The sequence below is a fragment of the Streptomyces sp. NPDC048664 genome (genome assembly GCF_040650555.1).
GTDB lineage: Bacteria > Actinomycetota > Actinomycetes > Streptomycetales > Streptomycetaceae > Streptomyces.
In genome coordinates this window covers 33,417-56,316 of record NZ_JBEZHK010000009.1, presented here as the reverse complement: position 1 = coordinate 56,316, position 22,900 = coordinate 33,417, and the positions used below count along the sequence as shown (strand labels likewise).

Annotated in this window: 20 protein-coding genes and 2 tRNA genes; 6 read left to right on the top strand and 16 right to left on the bottom strand. The window is 71.7% G+C overall.

Features of this window, described 5'->3' with window-relative positions:
- Positions 1–16 precede the first annotated feature (16 nt).
- Positions 17–433, top strand: coding sequence for a Fur family transcriptional regulator (locus tag AB0C59_RS12330; protein ID WP_363003425.1), 417 nt, complete (start codon positions 17–19; stop codon positions 431–433).
- Between the two features lie 113 nt (positions 434–546).
- On the opposite strand, the gene AB0C59_RS12325 is transcribed toward AB0C59_RS12330, so the two are convergent.
- The 4 genes from AB0C59_RS12325 to AB0C59_RS12310 form a co-directional block, all read right to left on the bottom strand.
- Positions 547–620, bottom strand: a tRNA-Met gene (locus tag AB0C59_RS12325).
- Between the two features lie 77 nt (positions 621–697).
- The gene (locus AB0C59_RS12320; RefSeq protein ID WP_363003423.1) at positions 698–2,560 is read right to left on the bottom strand and encodes a tetratricopeptide repeat protein; all 1,863 of its coding nucleotides are present in this window, start codon (positions 2,558–2,560) and stop codon (positions 698–700) included.
- 231 nt (positions 2,561–2,791) lie between these two features.
- Positions 2,792–2,865: transfer RNA gene (locus AB0C59_RS12315), tRNA-Met, on the bottom strand.
- Between the two features lie 43 nt (positions 2,866–2,908).
- Positions 2,909–5,863, bottom strand: coding sequence for a UPF0182 family protein (locus AB0C59_RS12310; protein WP_363003421.1), 2,955 nt, complete (start codon positions 5,861–5,863; stop codon positions 2,909–2,911).
- 143 nt (positions 5,864–6,006) lie between these two features.
- Between AB0C59_RS12310 and AB0C59_RS12305 the strand changes: the two genes are divergently transcribed.
- Positions 6,007–6,549, top strand: coding sequence for a PPA1309 family protein (locus AB0C59_RS12305; RefSeq protein ID WP_363003419.1), 543 nt, complete (start codon positions 6,007–6,009; stop codon positions 6,547–6,549).
- Positions 6,550–6,658: 109 nt separating this feature from the next.
- Here the strand turns inward: AB0C59_RS12305 and AB0C59_RS12300 are convergent, their stop codons facing one another.
- The 4 genes from AB0C59_RS12300 to AB0C59_RS12285 all read right to left on the bottom strand — a co-directional run bounded on the left by AB0C59_RS12300 (position 6,659) and on the right by AB0C59_RS12285 (position 9,961).
- A complete protein-coding gene (locus AB0C59_RS12300; protein ID WP_363003417.1) occupies positions 6,659–7,756 on the bottom strand; it encodes a PDZ domain-containing protein in 1,098 nt (365 codons plus the stop codon).
- A 104-nt stretch (positions 7,757–7,860) separates the two neighbouring features.
- A complete protein-coding gene (locus AB0C59_RS12295) occupies positions 7,861–8,025 on the bottom strand; it encodes a hypothetical protein (protein WP_363003415.1) in 165 nt (54 codons plus the stop codon).
- A 148-nt stretch (positions 8,026–8,173) separates the two neighbouring features.
- Positions 8,174–8,635, bottom strand: coding sequence for a molybdenum cofactor biosynthesis protein MoaE (locus AB0C59_RS12290; RefSeq protein WP_363003413.1), 462 nt, complete (start codon positions 8,633–8,635; stop codon positions 8,174–8,176).
- A gap of 177 nt (positions 8,636–8,812) precedes the next feature.
- Positions 8,813–9,961, bottom strand: a complete 1,149-nt coding sequence (locus AB0C59_RS12285) for an SDR family oxidoreductase (RefSeq protein WP_363003411.1) — start codon at positions 9,959–9,961, stop codon at positions 8,813–8,815.
- A gap of 190 nt (positions 9,962–10,151) precedes the next feature.
- Between AB0C59_RS12285 and AB0C59_RS12280 the strand changes: the two genes are divergently transcribed.
- Together AB0C59_RS12280 and AB0C59_RS12275 are read left to right on the top strand one after the other, a co-directional pair.
- Positions 10,152–11,648 (top strand): zinc-dependent metalloprotease, encoded by a 1,497-nt coding sequence (locus tag AB0C59_RS12280; RefSeq protein ID WP_363003409.1) that lies wholly within the window; start codon positions 10,152–10,154, stop codon positions 11,646–11,648.
- Positions 11,645–12,160 carry an NUDIX hydrolase gene (locus tag AB0C59_RS12275; protein ID WP_363003407.1) on the top strand — a complete coding sequence of 172 codons (516 nt, stop codon included), beginning with the start codon at positions 11,645–11,647 and terminating at the stop codon, positions 12,158–12,160. Before AB0C59_RS12280 ends, AB0C59_RS12275 begins: the two co-directional genes overlap by 4 nt.
- 103 nt (positions 12,161–12,263) lie before the next feature.
- Here the strand turns inward: AB0C59_RS12275 and AB0C59_RS12270 are convergent, their stop codons facing one another.
- The 4 genes from AB0C59_RS12270 to AB0C59_RS12255 all read right to left on the bottom strand — a co-directional run bounded on the left by AB0C59_RS12270 (position 12,264) and on the right by AB0C59_RS12255 (position 16,156).
- Positions 12,264–13,019: an AIM24 family protein gene (locus AB0C59_RS12270; RefSeq protein ID WP_363003405.1), complete on the bottom strand. Its 756-nt coding sequence runs from the start codon at positions 13,017–13,019 to the stop codon at positions 12,264–12,266.
- 17 nt (positions 13,020–13,036) lie between these two features.
- A complete protein-coding gene (locus tag AB0C59_RS12265) occupies positions 13,037–13,717 on the bottom strand; it encodes an AIM24 family protein (protein WP_363003403.1) in 681 nt (226 codons plus the stop codon).
- A gap of 11 nt (positions 13,718–13,728) precedes the next feature.
- Positions 13,729–15,375 (bottom strand): TerD family protein, encoded by a 1,647-nt coding sequence (locus tag AB0C59_RS12260; RefSeq protein ID WP_363003401.1) that lies wholly within the window; start codon positions 15,373–15,375, stop codon positions 13,729–13,731.
- A gap of 184 nt (positions 15,376–15,559) precedes the next feature.
- Positions 15,560–16,156 (bottom strand): M48 family metallopeptidase, encoded by a 597-nt coding sequence (locus AB0C59_RS12255; RefSeq protein WP_363003399.1) that lies wholly within the window; start codon positions 16,154–16,156, stop codon positions 15,560–15,562.
- Between the two features lie 222 nt (positions 16,157–16,378).
- On the opposite strand from AB0C59_RS12255, the gene AB0C59_RS12250 reads away from it, so the two are divergent.
- Entirely contained in the window at positions 16,379–17,602 is a 1,224-nt protein-coding gene (locus AB0C59_RS12250; protein WP_363003397.1) for a TOMM precursor leader peptide-binding protein, read from the top strand.
- Positions 17,595–18,965, top strand: a complete 1,371-nt coding sequence (locus tag AB0C59_RS12245; protein ID WP_363003393.1) for an AarF/ABC1/UbiB kinase family protein — start codon at positions 17,595–17,597, stop codon at positions 18,963–18,965. The genes AB0C59_RS12250 and AB0C59_RS12245 overlap by 8 nt, the downstream gene beginning before the upstream one ends.
- Before the next feature lie 151 nt (positions 18,966–19,116).
- Here AB0C59_RS12245 and AB0C59_RS12240 read toward each other — a convergent pair whose 3' ends face one another.
- From AB0C59_RS12240 to AB0C59_RS12225, 4 genes are all read right to left on the bottom strand, one after another.
- On the bottom strand, positions 19,117–19,443 hold the full coding sequence (locus tag AB0C59_RS12240; protein ID WP_363003391.1) for a hypothetical protein: 327 nt from the start codon (positions 19,441–19,443) through the stop codon (positions 19,117–19,119).
- Positions 19,440–19,808 carry a WhiB family transcriptional regulator gene (locus AB0C59_RS12235; protein WP_363003389.1) on the bottom strand — a complete coding sequence of 123 codons (369 nt, stop codon included), beginning with the start codon at positions 19,806–19,808 and terminating at the stop codon, positions 19,440–19,442. Before AB0C59_RS12235 ends, AB0C59_RS12240 begins: the two co-directional genes overlap by 4 nt.
- Before the next feature lie 175 nt (positions 19,809–19,983).
- A complete protein-coding gene (locus AB0C59_RS12230; RefSeq protein WP_363003387.1) occupies positions 19,984–20,313 on the bottom strand; it encodes a hypothetical protein in 330 nt (109 codons plus the stop codon).
- Positions 20,314–20,477: 164 nt separating this feature from the next.
- Positions 20,478–22,697 carry an ATP-dependent DNA helicase UvrD2 gene (locus AB0C59_RS12225; protein WP_363003385.1) on the bottom strand — a complete coding sequence of 740 codons (2,220 nt, stop codon included), beginning with the start codon at positions 22,695–22,697 and terminating at the stop codon, positions 20,478–20,480.
- Positions 22,698–22,900: the final 203 nt, after the last annotated feature.

Here is a 22,900-nt window from a genome sequence, read left to right as displayed (position 1 = left end):
TGTTAGGCTGGTGCGCATGAGCGACCTGTTGGAACGGCTGCGCGGACGCGGATGGCGGATGACCGCGCAGCGACGTGTCGTGGCTGAGGTCCTCGACGGTGATCACGTCCACATGACGGCCGACGAGGTGCACGCCCGTGCCGTGACCCGACTGCCCGAGATCTCCCGGGCGACCGTGTACAACACGCTGGGTGAGCTGGTCTCGCTCGGCGAGGTCATCGAGGTCGCCACCGACAAGCGGGCCAAGCGCTACGACCCGAACGCGCACCGTCCGCACCACCACCTGGTCTGCGCCGGCTGCGGAGCCATCCGCGACGTGCACCCGACCGGCAATCCGCTCGCGGATCTGCCCGACGCCGAGCGCTTCGGCTTCACGGTCTCGGATGTCGAGGTCACCTACCGCGGCCTGTGCCCGGCCTGCGCGGCGGCCTGACCGGAACCCGGCCGCGAGCGGACCACGCCAAGGCGACGACCACGCGAAGGCGACTTCGTGGGCGACATACGCCGAGGCCGGAACCCTCATGGGTTCCGGCCTCGGACTTTCAGTAGCGGGGACAGGATTTGAACCTGCGACCTCTGGGTTATGAGCCCAGCGAGCTACCGAGCTGCTCCACCCCGCGTCGGTGAACTGAACATTACGTCAAGGGTGCCGACAGAGGCAAATCCCTTCGCCCGCGGCACGGCAGCGCGCCTCATGTCAGGCCGACAGCTCCTGCTTCAGCGCGTCCCGCAGCCGTGCCGCACGCTCGGACACCTCGGCGGGCCCGAGCGTCACGGCGCGGTCCGCCCAGCGCTGCCCCTCCGCCAGCTCGCCCCGACGCGTGTAGACCAGCGCCAGGCGCAGCGCGGCCCGGCCGTGCCCCGCGTCGGCTGCCCTGGTCCACCACAGAGCGGCCTCCGGCTCGCTGCCCTCGCGGGCCAGCAGCAGCCCCAGGTTGAACGCGCCGTTGCGCGATCCGCCCTCGGCCGCCACGCGGTACCAGCGGGCCGCCTCCACCACGTCGCCGCGCGCGGCGGCCAGCATCCCGACCCGCACCTGCGCCCTGCGGTGGCCCTGATGGGCCGCCCTCTCGTACCACTCCTCGCACTCGCTCTTCTCCTGGGAGGGCTCCCCCAGCTCGTGCTCGGGGATCGGCGGCCGGCGGGCGTCCAGCAGGGTGGCCAGCCGGTAGGCGCCCTCGGCGCTCCCGCCCCCCGCGGCGCACCGCAGATGCCGCTCGGCCTCCTGCTCGTCCCCCTCCCGCAGCCGTGCGATGCCCACCTGGAGCGCCGCCTCGCAGTGCCCGGCGGCCGCGGCGCGCTCGTACCACCCGAGAGCCGCCTCGTCCTCGCCCCGCCCCGCGTAGAGGATCCCGAGGTTGAACGCGGCGTCCACGCTGCCGGCCTCCGCGGCCTTGGAGAACCACGGCTCGGCGCCCGTCTCGTCCTCGCCCTGGAGGAGCAGGACGGCGAGCGCGTTCGCGGCCTCGCGATGCCCGGCGTACGCCGCCCGCCGATACCACTGCTCGGCCTGGGCGGTCCGCTGCTGCTCCGCGCAGAGCAGGCCGAGGTTGTACGCGCCGTTCACGTCGCCCGCGTCCATCGCCGCCCGGTACCAGCGCTCCGCCGTCTGCGTCTCGCCGCGCTCGGCGTGCAGGGCACCGAGCGCGTTGGCCGCGTTGCCGTCGCCCTCCTGGGCCGCGCGCAGCCACCAGACGGCGGCGCTCTCGGCGTCCCCGGCGTCCCGCAGCAGGAAGCCGAGGGCGCAGGCCGCACGGGCCTCGCCGTCCTTGGCGCTCGTCAGATACCAGCGCCCGGCCTCCTTGAGGTCGCCCCGCTGCTCCAGGATCGCGCCGAGGTGCAGCGCGGCCCTGCGGTGCCCGCGCGCCGCGGCCTGCCGGTACCACTGCTCGGCCTCGTCGACCGCCCCGGTGGTCCCGGCGGCCGCGGCAACCCCCACCGTCCCGGCGGCCCTGACCGGGCCGGCCGTCGCGACACCGTTGTCACCGCCGCTCTCACGCCCGTGGAGCGCCCTGCGGTCCAGCGTGCGCGCAAGCCGGTAGGCGGCCTCGCGATGCCCCCGCTCGGCCGCGGCGCGCATCCACCGCCCCGCACCGGGGTCGCCGCGGTGCTCCAGCAGATCGGCCAGCGCATAGGCGCCGAGGGCGTGCCCCTGCTCCGCGGACTGGCGCAGCCAGTACTCGGCCGCCGGCTCGTCGCCGCGCTCACGGTGGTGCCGTCCCAGCGCGTGCGCCGCGGCGGCCGAGCCGGCGACCGCCGCGATCCGCCACCAGCCCGCGGCCTCCTCCGCATAGCCGCGCTGGTGCAGCAGGACCCCCAGGTTGTTGGCCGCGGCCCGGTCGCCCGCGGCGGTGGCGGCACGCAACTGGGGCTCGGCCTCGTCCAGGTCGCCGCGGCGCAGCAGCATGGCGCCGAGAACGCTCATCGCCTCGATGTCCCCGGCCTCGGCGGCGAGCCGACGGCGCGCCTCCTCGGCGGCCTCACCCGTCTCGTCCCGGCCGGCAGACTGCACATTTCGTCCCGTCTCGAACAGAGCTGCCTTGTCCCCCATAACGTCCATCGTCGCACCACCTGCCACCTGGATACACCTCGTGTACCGCAGCCAGTGAGGTCACTTCAGCGTTTTGTCGACATGCCCACAGAGAGACAAGTCAAACACAGATCGGCCAACTCCCCACGCAGGCGCCCGTACTTCAGGAGAGTGGGCAGGTCACGCCGTACGTCTCCTCGTGTCGCGCGCGCATGCGAAAGGCCCGGATCCTCGATCAGGATCCGGGCCTTTCGACTTCAGTAGCGGGGACAGGATTTGAACCTGCGACCTCTGGGTTATGAGCCCAGCGAGCTACCGAGCTGCTCCACCCCGCGCCGTTGTGAGACAACCGTACCACGGCGCGGGAGGGTGGTCGGTTCAGCCTCCGGGCGAGGGGGGCGCGGTGGCGGACGGGCCGCTGCTCGGCCCGCTCCCGCCGCCACCCGGCTTGCCGGAGGACGTGGACTGGGCCTCCTCGGCGCGCTGGAGCGCCTTCTGGAGGTCCTTCTGCGCCCGCCCGTACGCCTCGAAGTCCTCCTTCTTGAGGGCCTCCCGCCCGGCGTCGAAGGCCTTCTGGGCGTCCTGGAGCGCCTGTTGGACCGTCGTGTCACCGGCTCGGGGCGGGGTGGTGGTGCCGGTGTCCGGCGGCCGGGTCGAACTCTGCGTCCCGAAGACCTTGTCGAGCGCCTCGCCGAGCGTGTTCTCGAACGCGGTGGTGCCGCCGTAGGTCACCAGCACCTTGCGCAGCAGCGGGTACTTGAGGCCGCCGCCACGGACGTAGACCGGCTCCACGTACAGCAGTCCCCCGTCGAGCGGCACGGTGAGCAGGTTCCCGTACTCGACCTCGGAGTCCCCGCGTCTGAGCAGGCTGATCGATTCGGCGATCTGCTGTTCGGAGTTGAACTGGCTCTGCACCTGCTTGGGGCCGTCGACCGTCTTGCTCGTCGGCAGCTTCAGGATTCTGATCTTGCCGTAGTCGCTGCTGCCCGCCTCGGAGTCGACCGACATGAAGGCGCTGAGGTTGTCCCGCCCGTTCGGGTTGAAGGTCGTCGTGAGGGAGAACGCCTGCGCGGACTGGTCGGGCATCCTCATGCTCAGGTAGTACGGCGGGACCGCGTCGCCCGACTTGTTGGTCGGGTCGTCCGGCACCTGCCACACCTCGCTGCCGCTGAGGAACGTCTGGGCGTCCTTGACGTGGTAGCGGGTCAGCAGTTCACGCTGGACCTTGAACAGGTCCTGCGGATAGCGCAGATGGGACATCAACGACGGTGAGATGTCCCCCCGCGGCTTCACGGTGTCCGGGAACGCCTTCATCCAGGTCTTCAGGACCGGGTCCTTGGTGTCCCACTGGTAGAGCTTCACCTCGCCGGTGTAGGCGTCGACGGTCGCCTTCACCGAGTTGCGGATGTAGTTGACCTGGTTCTGCTGGGCCACCACGGCGCGCTGCGTGTTGTTCGCGGTCAGCGAGTCGGCCGTCGTGTCGCCCAGCGTCGTACGGGACGCGTACGGATAGCTGTTCGTCGTCGTGTAGGCGTCGACGATCCACTGGATGCGGCCGTCGACGACCGCCGGGTAGGCGTCGCCGTCGATGGTCAGCCAGGGCGCGACCGCCTCGACCCGCTCCTTGGGCGTGCGGTTGTAGAGGATCCGCGAGCCCTTGCCTATGGCGCCCGAGTAGAGCATCTGGGGTTCGCCGAAGGCCACCGCGTACGCGGCCCGGTTGACCGGGTTCGCGAGGCTGACCCCGCTCTTGCCCTGGTAGCTGGTGGTCTTCTCGCCGCTGTCGTCGGAGTAGTCGATCTCCTTCTGGGGACCGCCGACGATCGAGTACGTGTCGGTCTTCTCGCCGTAGTAGACCTGCTGCTGGTACCTGGGCAGCTCACCCCTCGACGGCAGGTCGGACTCGGTGAACTCGGGCTGCCCGTTGGCGTCGGCCGTGGTGCCCTTGGCGGCGACCACGCCGTAGCCGTGGGTGTAGCGGAAGTGGTCGTTGATCCAGTTCCGCTTCGGGATGCCCGCCAGGTTCAGCTCGCGCAGGCCGATGACCGTGTCCTGGTCCTTGCCGTTCGCGCCGTCCTTGCCGTAGCGGTCGACGTCCAGGTTGGTCGGGAAGGCGTAGTAGTTCTTCATCTGCTGGAGCTGCTGGAACGTCGGGGAGACGATGTTCGGGTCCAGCAGGCGCACGCTCGCGGTCGCGTCCGCGTCGTCGCGCAGCGTGCTCTTGTCCTTGGTGCCGCTCTCCCCCGCGTACTCGGTCACCTGGGCGTCGTCGATCCCGTAGGCCTCGCGCGTCGCCTTGAGGTTCTTCTCGACGTACGGCGCCTCCTTGGCCTGCTCGTTCGGCTGCACCTGGAACTTCTGGACGATCGCCGGGTAGAGCCCGCCGACGAGGATCGCCGAGAGCACCATCAGACCGAAGCCGATGACCGGGAGCTGCCAGGTCCGCCGCCACAGGGCGGCGAAGAAGAGCAGCGCGCAGATGACGGCGATGCAGAACAGGATCGTCTTGGCCGGCAGATAGGCGTTGGCGTCCACGTACCGCAGGCCCGTCCAGTTGCCGGTCGCCTTGAAGTCGCTGGACTTGACCGCGAGGCCGTACCGGTCGAGCCAGTAGGCGACGGCCTTCAGGGCGACGAACAGGCCGAGCAGCACCGACAGGTGTCCCGTCACCGCGGCCGTGGCACGCGCGCCCGGGGAGGTGACCCGCAGACCGCCGTAGAGGTAGTGCGTGAGGGCGGCGGCGATCAGCGACAGCACCGTGGCCGCGAAGCCGAAGCCGAGCAGGAAGCGGTACCAGGGCAGGTCGAAGGCGTAGAAGGCGATGTCCAGGTGGAACTGGGGGTCCTTCTGGTGGAAGGGCACGCCGTTGACCCACATCAGCCAGGTCCGCCACTGTCCGGACGCCGACGCGCCCGCGATCAGGCCCACCAGGGCGGTGATCCCGAGCAGCAGCCATCCCTTGTAGGGCGCGATCCCCATCCGGTAGCGGTCCAGGCTCTGCTGCTCCATGGACATGGCGCTCAGCGGCGGCCGCAGTCTGTGCGCGAGCCAGATGTTGAAGCCGACCGAGGCCGCCATCAGCAGACCGAAGACGGCGAAGAGCCCGATCTTGGTCCACAGCACGGTCGTGAAGACGGACGAGTACTTCACCGACCGGTACCAGAGCCAGTCCGTCCAGAAGCCGGCGAACATGACGAACGCCATACCGAGGACGGCGAGGACCCCCAGTGTCATGAGCAGGGTCCGGGCACGTCCGGACGGACGGCCGACTCTGATCCGCGGCCCCGTCGGGCCTCCGCCGCGGTCCGGCATCTGGAAAGCCAAGGTGCGCACCTCGAAGTTCGCTGTCGATTCCTCCGGCCCCCGTGAACGCGGACCATGGGTGAGGCCCCACGGTCGCGGAGCCCTACCTATGCAACTTACTGGCGCTTTACTCGGTTCCCGGTTCCGGGTGCGAAGGAGGCAGGATTGTGACCATGTCCAACACACCCATGGCGGCGAACCCGCTCACCCGGGCCGTACTCGAGATCGACGAGTACGCCTCCGGCCTCGGCTGGGACCAGCCCGCCCGTCTCTTCGCCCTCGTCGACACCTCGCGGCTGCGGACCCAGGAACCCGCGCTCGCCGCACAGCTCGGCCTCGAGGAGGAGTCCACGCAGACCGGCCTCACCCCGATCGAGCAGGACGAGATCCCCGCGGGACGCCCGCTGGACGACTTCCTCGGCACCATCGCGTGGCCCGCGGCGGTCGTCGGCTGCGCGCTCACGGTGGAGCGGCTGATGCTCCCGCCGTCCGCAGAGGCCCAGGTGCCCGAGGGCCTCGGCGAGAAGAAGCTGGCCAAGTGGGTCGCCCAGCACCCCGACCGCCAGGAGGTGCGGATGACGGTCGCCGTGCTGCGGGACGGTACGCGGGAGTCGGCGCTGCGGCTGCGCGAGAAGGACTCGCCGAAAGAGGTGCTGACGGGCCCCGACCTGGTGCCGGGGCTCGCCGAGGCGCTGTCGGCCACGTTCGCGGACTGAGGGGCGCGCGCATCAGCGCGTACACGACGAGGGGGCGCCCGGAAGGTTCCGGGCGCCCCCTCGTCGATCGGCGTCGCGCCGTCAGTGCCTCATGCCGGCCCCTTGGCCGTCAGCCCTTGGCCGAGCACCTGGGCAGGTCGGCGGTCCTGCCGTCGCGGATGTCCTTGAGCGCGCTCAGCGCGTCCGCGATGGTGTCGACCTTGACGAGCCTGAGCCCGTCGGGGGTGTCCTGGGCGGCCTGGGCGCAGTTGTCCTTGGGGGTCAGGAAGTACTGGGCGCCCTGGCTGCGCGCGCCCACCGTCTTCAGCTCGATGCCTCCGATCGGACCGACCTTGCCGTTGTCGTCGATCGTGCCGGTGCCGGCCACGAAGTGGCCGCCGGTCAGGTTGCCCGGGGTGAGCTTGTCGTAGATGCCGAGCGCGAACATCAGGCCGGCGCTCGGTCCGCCGACGTCGGCCAGCTTGATGTCGATGGTGAACGGGAAGGTGTGGTCGGTCCCGGCGGAGATCCCGACGATGGCCCGCTGCTGACCGCTGTCGCGGGAACGTGTCGTGGTGATCGTCACGTCCTTGATCGCGGTGGCCGTCCTGTGCGCCTTCTCGGCGGCGGCCTGGTCCTTGGCCGGAGTGATCGTGAACACGACCTTCTGACCGGGCTTGTGCCGGGTGACCAGCTTGGCGACGTCGTCGGGCGCCTTCACGGGGGTCCCGTCGACCGCCTTGACGACGTCGCCGGCATGCAGCTCGTTCTCGGCCGGTGAGCCCTTGAGCACGGTGGAGACGATCACCCAGGACCGCACCGGGATGCCGAGTTCCTTGAGCGCGGCGACCTTGGCGCTCTCCTGGGACTGGCTGAACTCCTCGGCGTTCTCCTGAGTGGACTGCTGCTCGGTCTTGCCGTCCGGGTAGAGCGTGTCATGCGGGACGATCTTGGTGTCGTGCGCGAGCCAGCCGTAGACCGCCTCGACCAGGTTCATCTTGTAGTCGGCGCTGGTGACCCGGACCGTGGTCATGTTCAGATGGCCGTCCGCGGGGTAGGTCTTGCGGCCGGAGATCTGCAGCACCGGCTCGCCACCGTGATCGGCGAGGGTGTTCACCGTCGGCCCCGGAGACATCTCCGAGTACGGCACTTTGATGATGACGCCCGCGCACAGAAGCGCGATCAGCATCAGGGTGGAGGCGAGCATCGTCGCGGTGCGGCGTGGCATGGAACGACAGTACGGGACGGCCCCGTAAGAGCACCGTCGGGGCCGTCCGTCCGGGCGGACCGGTCCCTCTCCCCCGCACCGCTCCGCGCCGTCGCCGGAGGGTCTCAGCCGCCCGTGTGGGAGCGCTCCATGGCCTCACGGAAACGGGCGTATCCGGCGAGCTCGGAGCCGTCGCCCGCCGTCTTGCGGTTGCGGCTGGCCCAACCACCCCAGAGTCCCGCGCCGATCGCGGCCAACAGCGGAATCAGCAACCAGGCGAGCGCCGCCATGCCGACCTCCCAACCCCATGAGCGACCGCAACAGACTGATGAGCAGACTAGTCATCCGCCTTGTCAACGCTCACGCCAGGGGTACGGTTACGCAACCGGAGCCCAGGTGGGCGTGCGGTCAACCCGATGAGCGGTACGACGGCCGTGATCAGCAGGCGCCGACCCACTCCTCGGTGCCGTCGGAGAACGTCTGGTGCTTCCAGATGGGCACCTCGTGCTTGAGGTCGTCGATCAGTCTGCGGCAGGCCTCGAACGCCTCGGCCCGATGCGGGCACGCCACGGCCACGACGACCGCCAGATCGCCGACCCTGAGGTCCCCCACGCGGTGCACCGCGGCGAGCGCCCGCACCGGATACCCGGCGACGACCTTCTCCGCGACGCGCCGCAGCTCGTCCTCGGCGCTCGGATGGCACGTGTACCCCAGCCCGGCCACGTCGGCCCCGCCGTCGTGGTCGCGCACCGTCCCGACGAACAGCGCCGTGCCTCCCGCCGCGTCGTCGCCGACAGCCCGGAAGACCTCGTCCAGGGACAGCGGGGTGTCACGGATCGCGAGGAGCCGGATGGGGTCCTGCGCCGCCCGCTCACCGGGGTGGTCGAAGTGGGATGCCATGGCCCCATCGTGCCGTACACCGCCGACGGGCGAGAACCGTCGATCGGGCCGGCGCCCCCCCGCGCCCGACCTCCGGGGCGGAGGGGCGCCGCGACCCGGACGGTACGCGCGCGTGAGGCGGGGCCACCGAGGCGGGCGTCCCCGGCGGTCGCGCGCCGCGGCTCGCCCGGTGGGGCACTAGATCCGGCGCCGGGCCTTTCGGGCGCGGCGTACCACCGCCGCCGCGCCCAGCAGGGCCACCGTCGCTCCCGCCGCCCCGGCCGCCGTGGCGTCCTTGCGGCCCAGTCGGCGCCCCGCCACGGTGTGCCGCCCGGACACCTCCTCCAGGAGTTCCGCCAGGACCTCCTCGTTCGTCCACCGGGGGCGCCACCCGGCGTCGTGCAGCCGGCTTCCGCTCACCACCCAGGGATACATCGTGTAGGCGAGGTCCCCGGCGGGCGAGGGGGTCAGTCCGATGCGGTGCAGCCGGGCCGCCGCGCCGAGGGCGACCGCCGAGGGGAGTTCCATCCGCCGGATCCCGCTGAGCTCCTCGACCTCCTCCTGTTCCAGCCAGCCCTCGCACCCGACGGCCAGTTCCCCCTCCACCTTCTCCAGGACCGCGTACTCGAGGGCGCCGCACAGGTCCTCGACGTGGCAGAACTGCCAGGCCGGCCGGGAGCCCGCCACCACCAGCAGCCGAGGCGACTCGAAGTACCTGGTCAACGCCGTGTCGGTGCCGCCCACCAGGATGGCGGGGCGTACGACCGTGACGTTGAGGCCCGGATGCGCGCGCGGCGCCCGGCGGGCCAGCCGCTCGATCTCCAGGAGGTCGCCGACACCGGTCGCCTCCGCCGTCGCCCGCAGCTCGGCGTCCTCGGAGAGCGGCAGCTCGTTGTCCGGGAGGGCCCCGTACACCATGGTGGAGGTGCACAGCACCACGCGGTGCACCCCGGCGGCGGCCGCGGCGGTCAGTACCGTCTGCGTCCCCCGGACGTTGTACGCGGTGCGCGCCGCGGAGTCGGTCTCCAGATCGAGGTCGAGGGCCAGGTGCACGACGACGTCGGCGCCCCGCAGCTTCTCCGCGATGGCCGGGTCCCGCACGTCCAGGATGTGCCACTGCGCCGCCGCGCACTCCCCGCGCCGCTCGTCGATGGCCACGACCCGCTTGATCGCCTCGGAAGCGGCGAGCCGCTCGGTGAGCAGCGCGCCGACCCCCGACGCGGCGCCGGTGACGGCGACGACCGGGCCGCGCGCACCCGACGGCGTCGCCGACCGGGCACGCTCGTCGGGCGTCGGACCGGTCGGTCGGTTTCGCGCTGCGCGAACCTGCGGATCTGGGGAACTCACCGGGCGTCTCCAGCGGTTGTCTTCAATACGAACGCGAATGCACGTGTGCGTACCAGGTGGCATCCATCCTGCCGCAGGGCAGGTGTCGGCGGAGCACCCAGGCTCGATCCGGTCGGGGTGTCTACGCTGGGTGGTGTTGTCGGGCAGCCAGCCGCCGGAAAACCGGTGGCCTTACCAGCCGAGGAATCCCGTGAGTGACACCCCATTCGGATTCGGCCTTCCGCCGGAGGAGCCGGAGGACGGCGACGAGGGCAAGAAGAAGGACCAGCAGAGCGGCGGTGGTCAGGGACCGGCCAACCCGTTCGGTTTCGGGTCACCCGGAGCCGGCGGCGCCGGCGCCGACAATCCGCTCGCCGCGATGTTCGGCTCCCTGAACCCCACCGACCTGGGCGCCGCCTTCCAGCAGCTGGGCCAGATGCTCTCCTACGAGGGCGGCCCGGTGAACTGGGACATGGCCAAGCAGATCGCCCGCCAGACGGTCGCCCAGGGCACGCAGAACGGGACGAAGGACGCGAGTGTGAGCCCCAGCGAGCGCTCCGCCGTGCAGGAGGCCGTCCGCCTGGCGGATCTGTGGCTCGACGACGCGACGTCGCTGCCGTCCGGAGCGGGCTCGGCGGTGGCCTGGAGCCGCGCCGAGTGGGTGGAGGCGACCCTCCCGGTGTGGAAGGACCTGGTCGATCCGGTCGCCGAGCGGGTCGGCGCCGCCATGGGCGATGTCCTGCCGGAGGAGATGCAGGCCATGGCGGGTCCGCTGATCGGCATGATGCGCTCGATGGGCGGCGCCATGTTCGGCACGCAGATCGGGCAGGCCGTCGGTGTGCTCGCGGGCGAGGTCGTCGGGTCGACCGACATCGGACTGCCGCTCGGACCGGCCGGCAAGGCCGCGCTGCTGCCGCTGAACATCGAGGCGTTCGGCAAGGACCTCGGCGTCCCCATGGAGGAGGTGCGGCTGTATCTCGCGCTGCGCGAGGCGGCCCACCAGCGCCTGTTCGCCCACGTGCCGTGGCTGCGCTCGCACCTGTTCGGCGCGGTCGAGGGCTACGCGCGCGGGATCAAGGTCGACACCGCGAAGCTGGAGGACGTGGTCGGCCAGTTCGACCCGCAGAACCCGGAGGAGCTCCAGCAGGCGCTTCAGCAGGGCATGTTCCAGCCGGAGGACACCCCGGAGCAGAAGGCGGCGCTCGCCCGCCTGGAGACGGCTCTCGCCCTCGTCGAGGGCTGGGTGGACGCGGTGGTGCACTCGGCCGCGAAGCCGCGCCTGTCGTCCGCGGACGCGTTGCGCGAGACCCTGCGCCGCCGCCGTGCCACGGGCGGTCCGGCCGAGCAGACGTTCGCCACGCTGATCGGTCTGCAGCTGCGCCCGCGCCGGCTGCGGGACGCCTCCCGCCTGTGGGCGTCGCTGACGGACGCGCGCGGTGTGGACGGCCGTGACGGCCTGTGGGCCCACCCGGACATGCTGCCGACGGCCTCCGACCTGGACGACCCGGACGGCTTCGTGCACCGCGAGCAGCTCGACTTCTCCGAACTCGACAAGATGCTCGGGGAGGCGGCCGGCGACTCCGCCGGAAAGCCGGACCTCAAGAAGGACCTGACCAAGGACCTGACGAAGGACCTGACGAAGGACACGGACCGGGACGCCGAGGACGACGCCCCGGGCGGGAACGGGAAGGGCGACACGGCCGAGTGACCCTGCACGACGACGCGGTCCTCGTGCTGAAGAGCCACGAGGGCCAGGACGAGCTGCGCGACGGCTACCTCGACCACCTGGCGGCGCACCCGGACGGCATGTGGAAGGCCTGTGAGGACGGCCACATCACGGCGAGCGCCCTGGTGGTCGACCCCGGGCAGGGCCGCGTGCTGCTGACCCTGCACCGCAAGATGCGGATGTGGCTGCAGATGGGCGGCCACTGCGAGCCCGTCGACCGGACGCTGGCCGCCGCCGCGCTGCGGGAGGCGACGGAGGAATCGGGCATCGAGGGGCTGGTCCTGCTGCCCGGCGGTCCGGTGCGACTGGACCGTCATCACACACCGTGCGCCTGGCACCTGGATGTGCAGTACGCCGCGCTCGCGCCGGCCGGGGCCGTCGAGGCGATCAGCGACGAGTCCCTCGACCTGCGCTGGTACGCCTACGACGAGGTGGAAGGGGTGGCGGACGCGTCGGTCGTACGGCTGCTGGAGGCGACGCGCGCCCGCCTGTGACCGGCTGACGCCCCTGCCGGGCGACCCCGGTGCGAGGCCGCGCCCGGTCTCCTGTGTGCCCGTCGGGGCGTCCGGCTGCCGGACGCCCCGCCCGGGGCCGGGCTCAGCTCCAGACGTTGCCCTGGTTCTGCGCCCGCGCACCCTGCTGGCCCATGCCGTACTGGGCGCGCAGCCCCTGGCCGATCGCCGCGTTCTGCGGCGGGAGCAGTTCGCTGGGCTGGACGAGCGCGTAACCGCTGCCCATGAAGCTCAGCTCCCAGCCCTCGCCGGTGTTGCCGCGACGCCGCCACACTCCCGACGAATGGGTCTGCGCCTGCATCTGCACCCGCAGACCGGTCGACCAGGCCACGATCGCGTCGGCGTCGCAGTTGACGTACTTGTCCGGGGTGACCTGCATCACCAGCGGTGCCCCGGACGTCATCAGCGCGACCTTGCCGCGGCCGGTGATGTTGAGCTGGTACTTCCCCGAGCCGGAGATGCCGTACTGGCTGTCGACGGCGATGACCTCGTGGTGCAGCGAGGAGTCCATCGCGAGGACATAGGCGCTGTCGACGGTGAGCCCGTCCTGTTCGACCTCCATGATGTGTACGTGCTGGGCCAGGTTGGCGAGGTAGACGGTGCCCTGCCCGTGGCAGCGCATCAGGTCCAGGCCCTCGCCGGTGTACGCGCGCGCCTGCTGCCTGCCGTGGTTCTGGTACTCGGCGTCGAACTCGACGAGCCCCTGGTAGGCGACCATCGTGCCCTTGCGCGCGAGGATGTCGTCGTGCCCCTCCAGCAGGACGCGCAGCATCTGCGCGTTCTGCAGGCTGTAGCGCTCCTGGGTCTGCTGTTCGTTGTATCCGAAAAGCGTGCTCTGCATGGTTGCGGCTTCCCCCCTCAGCCCCGGAACCGGAGGCGGTCGGTGCTGTCCTCGCTGGGCTGGACGACGACGATGCCCTGTCCGGAGAACGCCATCTGGTACGCCTCCCCGCTGCCGCGCCCGATGAGCGACTGGGCCTTGAAGCTGCGCTTGCCCTTCACCTTCAGGTTCGGCGACCAGGCCACGAGGGCGTCCGGGTCCACGTACGTCTCGTCCTCGCCGCCGCCGCAGTCGACGACGATGGGCTCGCCGCGGGAGGTCAGGGCGACCCAGCCCTGTCCGGAGATCTTCGTGTTCCACAGGCCCTGACCGGCGAACTTGGCGAGCCCCTTCACGCGTTCGACGCCCCACTGGAGGTGCGCGTCGAAGGCGAGCAGGTTGGTGGCGTCGACGGAGATCGCGTCACCGTTCAGGTTGATCACGACGACGTTCGCGCCGTAGTCGGCGAGGTAGAGCAGACCGTCCCCGGTGCACTTCATGAGGGGCGCGCCCTCGCCGGTGATCCAGTCCCGGGCGATCTGGCGCACCGCGGGCGGGTTGGGCTCGTACTGGACGAACCCCTCGTAGGCGACCATCGACCCCACGCGCGCGTAGAGGTCGCTGCCGGTCTGCATGGCGACCTTCAGCATGTGGCTGCCGTGGTTCTCCATGCGGGCGGTGACGGGTGCGGGGGCGAAGCCCGCGAGCGGCTGGTTCATGACGGGCTCCCTCAGACCTCGTAGGGCTGGACGACGACGAAATTCCCGGGTGCGGCGCGGAACTGCAGGTTGACGCCCTCGCCGGTGTCGCCGGGATAGGCGTTGCGGCGCATCCGCACCTGGCTGGACACGATCACCTGGGCGGCGGCCGACCAGGCGACGACGGCGTTGCTGTCGACGAACGTCGTCGGTGTGACGGGCAGCACCACGGGGGCGCCGTGCGTCTTGACGACGAGGGTGCCGGTCCCCTGGAACTGCATCGTGAACAGCGCTCCCCCGGGGATGCCGTGGCCCTCGATGCGCCGTACCTCGTACTGGAGGGACTCGTCGAAGGCGAGGACGCTCTCCGCCGAGACGCAGATCGCCTCCCCCTGGAGCTCGATCGGGTGCAGATGGGCGGCGTTCTCCGCGAGGAAGACCTGGCCCTGGCCCGTGCAGCGCATCAGCTGCATCTCCTGGCCGGTCGCGTTGCCCACGAGCCGTCCGGCGAAGCCGGCGCCCTTGTAGCCGAAGTCGACCTTGCCCTGGTAGAGCACCATGCTGCCCTGACGGGCGAGCACGGGCTGACCGCCGACACCGAGGTCGGCACGGACGAGCTTCTTGTTCTGCTGCGTCCATCGCTGCCCGGTCGGCGTCTCCTTGAACGCCTGCAGCGCGGCGCTCACACCGGCACCGGCCTGCGGCGCGGCGCTCACACCGGCACCGGCCTGCGGCGCGCCCTGGGGGGCGCCGTACGGGGACGGGGCCGCGGGCCCGGGGAACTGGCCCGGGACCTGCCCGTAACCGGGGGGCGCGGAGGGCGGCTGCTGCCCGTAGCCGGGGGGCGGGCCCGGCTGCCCGGGGGGCTGCGCGTACGGCGGAGGGCCGGGCGGCGGGACGCTGCCGCCGGGCGGGACGTGCAGCGGCGCGACGATGGTGGGCGCCCCGTGCACGGAGGGAGCGGGCGCCGGGGCGGGCGGCGGCGTGTGTCCGGCGGGCTGGGGGAAGCCCTGCGGGGCCGGGTGCTGCGGGGCGGGCGCGGGGGCCGGGGCCGGCGGGGCGGCGAACGCGGCCGGGGCGTCCGCCTGGGTGGGCGGGGCGAACGCCGGGACGGCACCGGTCTGCGGCTGCTGCGGAGCGGGCGCCTCCTCCTCCAGGACCTCGCCGCCGAAGTTCTTGAGGAGCGCGTCGAGTCCGCCGTCGAAGCCCTGGCCGACCGCGGCGAACCGCCAGACGTCCTTGAGGTAGAAGTCGCCGAGCATGACCGCTCGCTCGGTGCTGAACTCAGCCCCGCTGAACGGGTAGCGCGCCACTTCCTCGCCACCCGCGACGATCCGCAGATACCCGGGGGCGACCTGGGACATCTGGCCGGCACCGTCGATCGTCGCCGTGAAGGACAGCTTGTGGATGTGGGACGGGATCCTGTCGAGCGTGACCCGGAACGACTCCGTGTCGCCCGCCTGGGGTCCGAGCAGCTGGACGGACTCCTCCGGGGTCTTCGGCTGGTTGAAGAAGACGAAGTAGCGGTCGTCGGAGAGCCGTTCGTCGGCGTCCAGACCGAAGCAGCTGATGTCGAAGGTCAGCCCCGGAGCGGAGATCTGCACACCGACGTACAGATCCGTGCCTGCGGTGAGGTCACTGACCCTGGCCTTGTGGCCGCGCTGGAATTCCCTGCCCATGCGTAACGACCGTCCCCCGTCCGGATGTGAGTACGTCGCGCCAGGCTAACGGCAAACCCCCGAAACGAACGAAGCCGCTACACACCCGCGACACAGCCGAAGCCAAGAGGGAACGGGAAACCACGGACAACCCCTCGAAATCCCCCACGGCGCACGAGCCGCGGGGCGGAGCGCGCGCGTCCGCTCAGTCCTCCGCCCCTGCGGGCTGGCCCGGCAGCCGGTCCGCCGCGGCCACGCCCTCCAGATAGCCGCGCGCTCGCTCCGTGCGCGGATACGCCTCCAGCAGCCGCCAGAAGCGCGGCCCGTGCCCCGGGACCAGCAGATGGGCGAGTTCGTGCAGCAGGACGTAGTCCACGACGTACTCGGGCATGCCCTGCAGCCGGTGCGACAACCGGATGCTGCCCTCGGCGGGCGTGCACGAACCCCAGCGCGTGTTCTGGTTGGTGACCCAGCGCACCGAGGTGGGCCGCGCCCGGCCCTCGAAGTACTGTGCCGACAGCTGCTCGGCACGGGCGGCGAGCTCGGTGTCACCGAGAACGCGCTTGCTCTCCTGCGCGGCCAGCTTGTCGAGCATGACGGTCACCCAGCGCTGCTCCTCCGCCTCGGACATCCGGGCGGGGATCAGCACCACGGTGCGATCGCCCTCGCGGTACGCGGAGACGGTCCTGCGGCGGCGCGCACTCCGGCGGACCTCGATGGCGCTCGCCCCCGAGCCGCTGGGCGGCAGGCTCGCCGTGCTGCGCTGTGGCGTCGTGGCGCGGTGCAGTGGGTCGACGGGCACGCCCCGACGTTACCCGCTGCACGGGGGAGAAGTCCCGCCTCCGAGACGGTTCCGTGCCGATCCGCACTCAGTGCGTCTGATTTGTACGACGGATGAGCCCGCCTGTGGACAACTCTCGGCACGCCCTCGCCCCGCCGGGGCATGCTGGCGTGCGCCGACGGATCGGACATCCGGCGGCGCGCACGACACACCGGGAAGAACGACGGACGACGGGGGCCGGTCATGCATCCGATGGTGAAGCCCGCGCTGCGGCGCGGCTGGCGGGACCTGAACACCCTGCAGTTCGGCATGGCGCCCGCGCACGCCATGGTCCTCGGACCCGTGGACACCACGACGGGCCGGTTCCTCGGCCTGCTCGACGGCACGCGCGGGCTGCCCCTGCTGCGCGAGGAGGGCCGGGCCCTGGGCCTGCCGGACGGGCGCGTGGACGAGTTCGTGGCCGGCCTCGCGGGGGCGGGACTGCTCGACGACATGACGGGCGGCGGAGCGGCGGCGGACGCCCTTCGCGCGAGAGCCGGCGTGCTGGACCGCCTCCGCCCGGACCTGGCGTCGCTGTCGCTGACCGCCCCCGTGCCCGGCGACGCGCTGCGACGACTCGCGGCCCGCCGCTCGATGCGGGTCCAGGTCCGGGGCGCCGGCCGGGTGGGAGCCACGCTCGCCGCGCTGCTGTCCGGCGCCGGAGTCGGCGAGGTCGAGGTCCGCGACGTGGGCTGTGTCGAACCAGAGGACGTGGCGCCCGGCGGCCTGCCCGCGGAGTCGATCGGTCGGAGCAGGCGGGAGGCCGCCCAGCGCGTGGTGCGGGCCGCCGCCCCGGACCGTCCGCCGCGCCGCCGGCGCCCCGCGGGACGCGGGGCCGAGGACGCCGTGGCGCCGGCGCTGTCCCTGGTGGTCCTCGCCCCGCGCGAAGGCGTCGACGTCCACGCGCCCGACCCGCTCCACGCCGAACCCCTGATCGCGTCCGGCACCCCGCATCTGTACGCGGGTGTCGTGGAGGGCACGGGAGTCGTCGGCCCGTTCGTCCTGCCCGGCGACACGGGCTGTGCGGGCTGCCTGGACCAGGCGCGCGCCGATCGGGAGGGGACCTGGCCGCGTCTGGTCGCCCAGTGGCGCTCGGGACGTCCCCGGCGGGTCCAGCCGTGCGACCTCGCCCTGGCGACGGCCGTGGCCTCGGTGGCCGCCGGCCACGCGCTCGCGTTCCTGGACGGCGGGACGCCGTCCAGCGCGGGTGCGCGCTGGGAGGTGTCCGTTCCCCGGCTCGACTGGCACGCGCGTCCGGTATGGCCCCATCCCTCCTGCGGCTGCGGCTCGGCGGCGCGGAGTAAGGAGGAACACACCTCAAGGGACGGGGAGTCGCACGAGACAATGGGGGAGCAACGGCCGTCGTCGCGTCCGCCCCGCACCGCGGACGCGGCACGGCCGCCTGGGACTAGGAGGGCGTATGTCTGATCTTCCCCGGAAGGCGGTCACCCGGACCGCCAAGCTCGCCGCGCTTCCGCTCGGCTTCGCCGGGCGGGCGACCTGGGGCCTCGGCAAGAGGATCGTGGGCGAATCCGCGGAGATCGTCGGACGTGAGCTCCAACAGCGCACCGCCGAGCAGTTGTTCAAGGTCCTCGGCGAGCTGAAGGGGGGTGCCATGAAGTTCGGGCAGGCCCTGTCCGTCTTCGAGTCGGCGCTCCCGGAGGAGGTCGCGGGGCCCTACCGCGCCGCCCTGACGAAACTTCAGGAGGCCGCTCCACCTCTGCCGACGCGGACGGTGCACGCCGTGCTGCGGGAGCGGCTGGGCGACGACTGGCGGCAGCTGTTCCTGGAGTTCGAGGACAAGCCGTCCGCCGCCGCCTCGATCGGCCAGGTGCACCGCGCGGTCTGGCACGACGGGCGCCAGGTCGCGGTCAAGGTGCAGTACCCCGGCGCGGGGGACGCGCTGCTGTCCGACCTGAACCAGCTCAGCCGCTTCGCCCGTCTGCTGGGCCCGCTGATCCCGGGCATGGACATCAAGCCGTTGATCACGGAGCTGCGCGACCGGGTCTCCGAGGAACTGGACTACGGCCTGGAGGCCCAGGCGCAGCGAGTGCACGCGGAGGAGTTCGCGGGCGACCCGGACGTGATGGTGCCTCAGGTGGTGCATCAGTGCGACCAGGTCCTCGTGACGGAGTGGGTCGAGGGCATACCGCTGTCCGAGGTGATCGACTCCGGTACGCAGGACCAGCGGGACCGCGCCGGGCAGCTGCTGGCCCGCTTCCTCTTCTCCGGCCCGGCCCGCACGGGGCTGCTGCACGCCGACCCGCATCCGGGCAACTTCCGGCTGCTCCCCGGCCGCGGTGACGGCACCCGCGACGACGACACGGAGGACTGGCGCCTGGGAGTTCTGGACTTCGGCACGGTCGACCGTCTTCCGGGCGGCCTGCCGGACACCATCGGGCACTCCCTGCGCCTGACCCTCGAGGGTGACGCAGGGGCGGTCTACGGACACCTGTGTGCGGAAGGCTTCGTCAAGGACTCCATCGAGCTCGACCCGGACGCCGTCCTCGACTATCTCCTGCCGATCATCGAGCCCGCCCGGGTGGAGGAGTTCACGTTCACCCGCGGCTGGATGCGCGGCCAGGCGACCCGCGTGGCCGACCCGCGCTCTCCCGCCCACCAGCTCGGCAAACGACTGAACCTGCCCCCGTCCTACCTGCTGATACACCGGGTCACGCTCAGCACGATCGGTGTGCTGTGCCAACTGGGTGCGACGGTCCGGCTGCGGGATGAGCTTCAGGAGTGGCTGCCGGGCTTCCTCGACGAGGAGCAGCCCGCGGCTCAGGCGTGACGCGCGCTCACCACCGGGTGGAGTCCAGACGCCCCTCGATCGCTCCGATGTTGTCGCGGGCGCGGTCGTCGCAGAAGCAGCGCACCGCGGGGGCCGGTCCCTTCGGACCAGCCCCCGCATCACTTCCGGGTACCGACGAGCGGCACCGGTCCTACTGCATCACGGCCATCGCGAGCGCGCGGCGGGCACGCATCGAGGCGCGCTCGGCCCGGCGCTGCATCCGGCGGGCCTTCGCCAGGCGCACGGCTGGGCGTTCCCGCTCGGCCTGTTGCAGGCACTCGTGCATATGCGCACGAGCGAGGGCTTCTTGCATGAGTTGCATTTCTCGGGTCCTGTTCTGGCGGGAGGCGGTCGCGCCGGTGGTGGTGAAGTCTGGGATCGCGGAGCCTGCGGGCTCGGTGGTGGACGGCTTCATCGGGGCCTGCTTCTTGGGGTCGTGCGTGAGGGGGCGGTCGATCGTTCCGAGGATGGTGTTCATGCCGTGACCGGGTTCTTGCGCGGGCGGCCACGCGGCCGCTTCCGGGCGACGACGACACCCTGGACGAAGAGCTCGCCACCCCAGACGCCCCAGGGCTCACGCCGCTCCTTGGCGCCGGCGAGGCAGGCCTCCATCAGCGGGCAGGTACGGCAGAGGGACTTGGCGTACTCGACGTCGGCCGGCGACTCGGCGAAGAAGACCTCCGGGTCGAAGGAGCGGCAGGGGACGGGTACGCCGAGGTTCTCGATGGCGTCGTCCAGCGCGGAGAGCGCGGTGAGGGGGGTCAAGGTGGAGTCCTCCGTGGGGCAGGGCGGGGGGAGCGTTTCGGAAGGCGGTACGGACGGGGCGTGCGCTTCGAGTTGCACGGTTCTTTTTCCTCGTCTGGTCGTTCCGGCCCTGTGGGGCCGGGTGTCGGCTGGTACCGGGTTCTGTTCTTGTCCCGAGGCGTCTTCGGTCCGTCGTCCCCGTTCGGGGCAAACAGAAGGGCCGCGGATCCCGGATGGGGTTCCGCGGCCCTGAAGGCGCCGGCCTGATCGACGATCAGGCTGGATCACTCCAGGGTTCTGGCCCACGGAAGGCCCACATCAGGTGGTGCTGCTGCTTCGTCTGCTTCCGGAATCCGGCACCGGCCGCTGCAAGGGCATAGGCGTGTGCGTGCGCCTGTGCCGCTACTGCTCCCAGTGCCTTGGTCGGTCGCTCATCGCGTTCACGGACGGGAAGGCCCGTGAAGGACGCGGAGGCGGCCGGACGGTCGGCACGAATGCCGGACAGACCGGTGCCCTGAGCGAAGGCGCCGAGCAGGCACGTGGAGACGACCGAGAGATCGGTCATGTGGACGGTGCTGGTGGAGCTGGTCTCGATGCTGATCACTTCAATCGCCTCCTCTCGGCGTCTATGGGGACCAGGCGAGCCGGTCCGACGGATATGCAAGTACAGCACGGAATCGGGGCCTTCGAGAAGGCCTCCGTCCCCGTGCCTAAGAACCTATGGGGATTGCTGGGGCATGCGCAAACTATTTTTTCGATGAGTTCGTATCAGTCGCCGCCGTCCCCCGTCCGGCCCTGTCCGTCTCCCTCGCCGAGGTCGAGGCCCGCGCAGATGTCCAGCACATCGGTCCCGTACCGGTTGAGCTTGCGGACCCCGACTCCGGGGATGCGGGCCAGTTCACCCGCCTCGTCGGGGGCGGCCTCCGCGATCGCCATCAGCGTCCGGTCGGTGAACACGCAGAACGCGGGCTGCCCGCTGCGCCGCGCCTGTGCGGCCCGCCAGGAGCGCAGCCGTTCGTAGAGGCCCTCGTCCATGTCGGAGGGGCAGTCGTCGCACCGCATCAGCTTCATCTCGCCGGCCTCCGACAAGGTGCGGCCGCAGACCCGGCAACGGGCCGGGGTCCGGTTCACCCGGCGGGGCGCGGCCGGTGCGCCGGTGGTGCCGAAGCCCCGCTCGACCCCTCCGGGGCCGGCGGTGGCCGTGCGCCCGGACGCGGCGGAGGAGCCGGGGCGCAGTCCGTCCAGGAAGCGGCTGGGCCGCCGGCCGGGCCGGCCGCCGGGTGAGCGGGACAGGGCCCAGGAGACATGGAGGTGTTCCCGCGCACGGGTGACACCGACATAGAGGAGGCGGCGCTCCTCCTCGATCTGCTCGGCGGTCTTGGCGTAGCTGATCGGCATCATGCCCTCGGCGACCGAGACGAGGAGGACGGCGTCCCACTCCAGGCCCTTGGCCGAGTGCAGGGAGGCGAGGGTGACGCCCTGCACGGTCGGGGCGTGCTGGGAGCTGGCCCGCTCGTCCAGCTCCGCCACGAGGTCGGCGAGGGTGGCGCCGGGGCGGGCCGCGGCGAAGTCCTGGGCGAGGTTCACCAGGGCGGCCAGGGAGTCCCAGCGCTCTCTCACGGCCCCGGAGCCCGCGGGGGGTGTGGACGTCCATCCCTCCCCGCTCAGGACGGCACGCACCTGGGAGGGCAGGTCCACGGCGTCGTCGAGGAGGGAGTCGTTGCCCCCGAAGCGGGCAGCGCCGCGCAGGGCGATGCCCGCCTTGCGCACCTCGGGGCGGTCGAAGAACCGCTCGGCGCCGCGCAGCTGGTAGGGGATGCCCGCGTCCGCGAGGGCCTGTTCGTAGATCTCGGACTGGGCGTTGGTGCGGAACAGGATCGCGATCTCCGCGGGCGGCACTCCGGCGGCGAGCAGGCCGCGGACACGGCGGGCGGCGCCCTCGGCCTCGGCGGGCTCGTCGGTGTACTCGCTGTAGGCGGGCTCGGGGCCCTGGGCCCGTTGGGAGATCAGTTCCAGGCGGTGGTCCGCGGCGCGTCCGCGGGCCTGGGAGAGGAGGCCGTTGGCGAGGCGCACCACCTGGGGCGAGGAGCGGTAGTCGCGGACCAGCTTGACGACGGTGGCCCCCGGGTGGCGGAGCCGGAAGTCGAGAAGGTGGTCGGGGGTGGCGCCGGTGAAGGAGTAGATCGTCTGGCTGGCGTCGCCGACGACGCACAGGTTGTCGCGGTCGCCGAGCCACAGCTCCAGCAGGCGCTGCTGGAGCGGGCTGACGTCCTGGTACTCGTCCACGACGAAGTGCTGGTACTGGGCACGGATCTCGTCGGCGATGTCGTGCCGGTCCTGGAGGATGCCGACGGTGAGGAGGAGGACGTCCTCGAAGTCGATGACCGCGCGATCACGCTTGAGGTCCTCGTACGCCCCGTACAGCTGGGCGATCTCGGCGGGGTCGCGCGGGGACTCACGGCCGGTTCTCGCCGCCGCGGCGGCGTAGTCGGCCGGGACGGTCTGGGTGACCTTCGCCCATTCGATCTCCGCCGTCACATCGCGCAGCTCGTTGCGGTCGAGACGGACGCGGCAGGCGGCGGCCGCGTCCGCGACGATCTGGATCTTCCGGTCGACGATCCTCGGCAGACCGCCGCCGACGGCTTTCGGCCAGAAGTACTGGAGCTGGCGCAGAGCCGCGGAGTGGAAGGTGCGGGCCTGCACCCCGGCGGCTCCGAGCTGGCGCAGGCGTCCGCGCATCTCACCCGCGGCGCGGTTGGTGAAGGTGACGGCGAGCACACTGGACGGCTGGAAGACTCCGGCGCGCACGCCGTAGGCGATGCGGTGGGTGATGGCCCGCGTCTTGCCGGTTCCGGCTCCGGCCAGCACGCACACCGGGCCGTGCAGGGCCGTGGCGACCTCGCGCTGCTCGGGGTCGAGCCCTTCGAGCACCGCGTCGGCCGAGTCCGGGACCTGCGGGAAGAGGGTGGAGTGCGTTGCTGCTGTCACCCCGCCATGCTGCCAGGTCGGCGGGGACGGGTGCGGCGGGTTGTCCACAGGGAGGCGCACGCGGTCATACGAATGCGGTCGGCGTCACATTCGTGGCGCCCCGAGTGCCCAGGTCGCAGCGCCGGCGTGCTCTGCTCGGGCGGCGCGGGAATGGTGGAACATTCACACACGTTGACCCCCTGCGAAGACGAATCACGACCCGC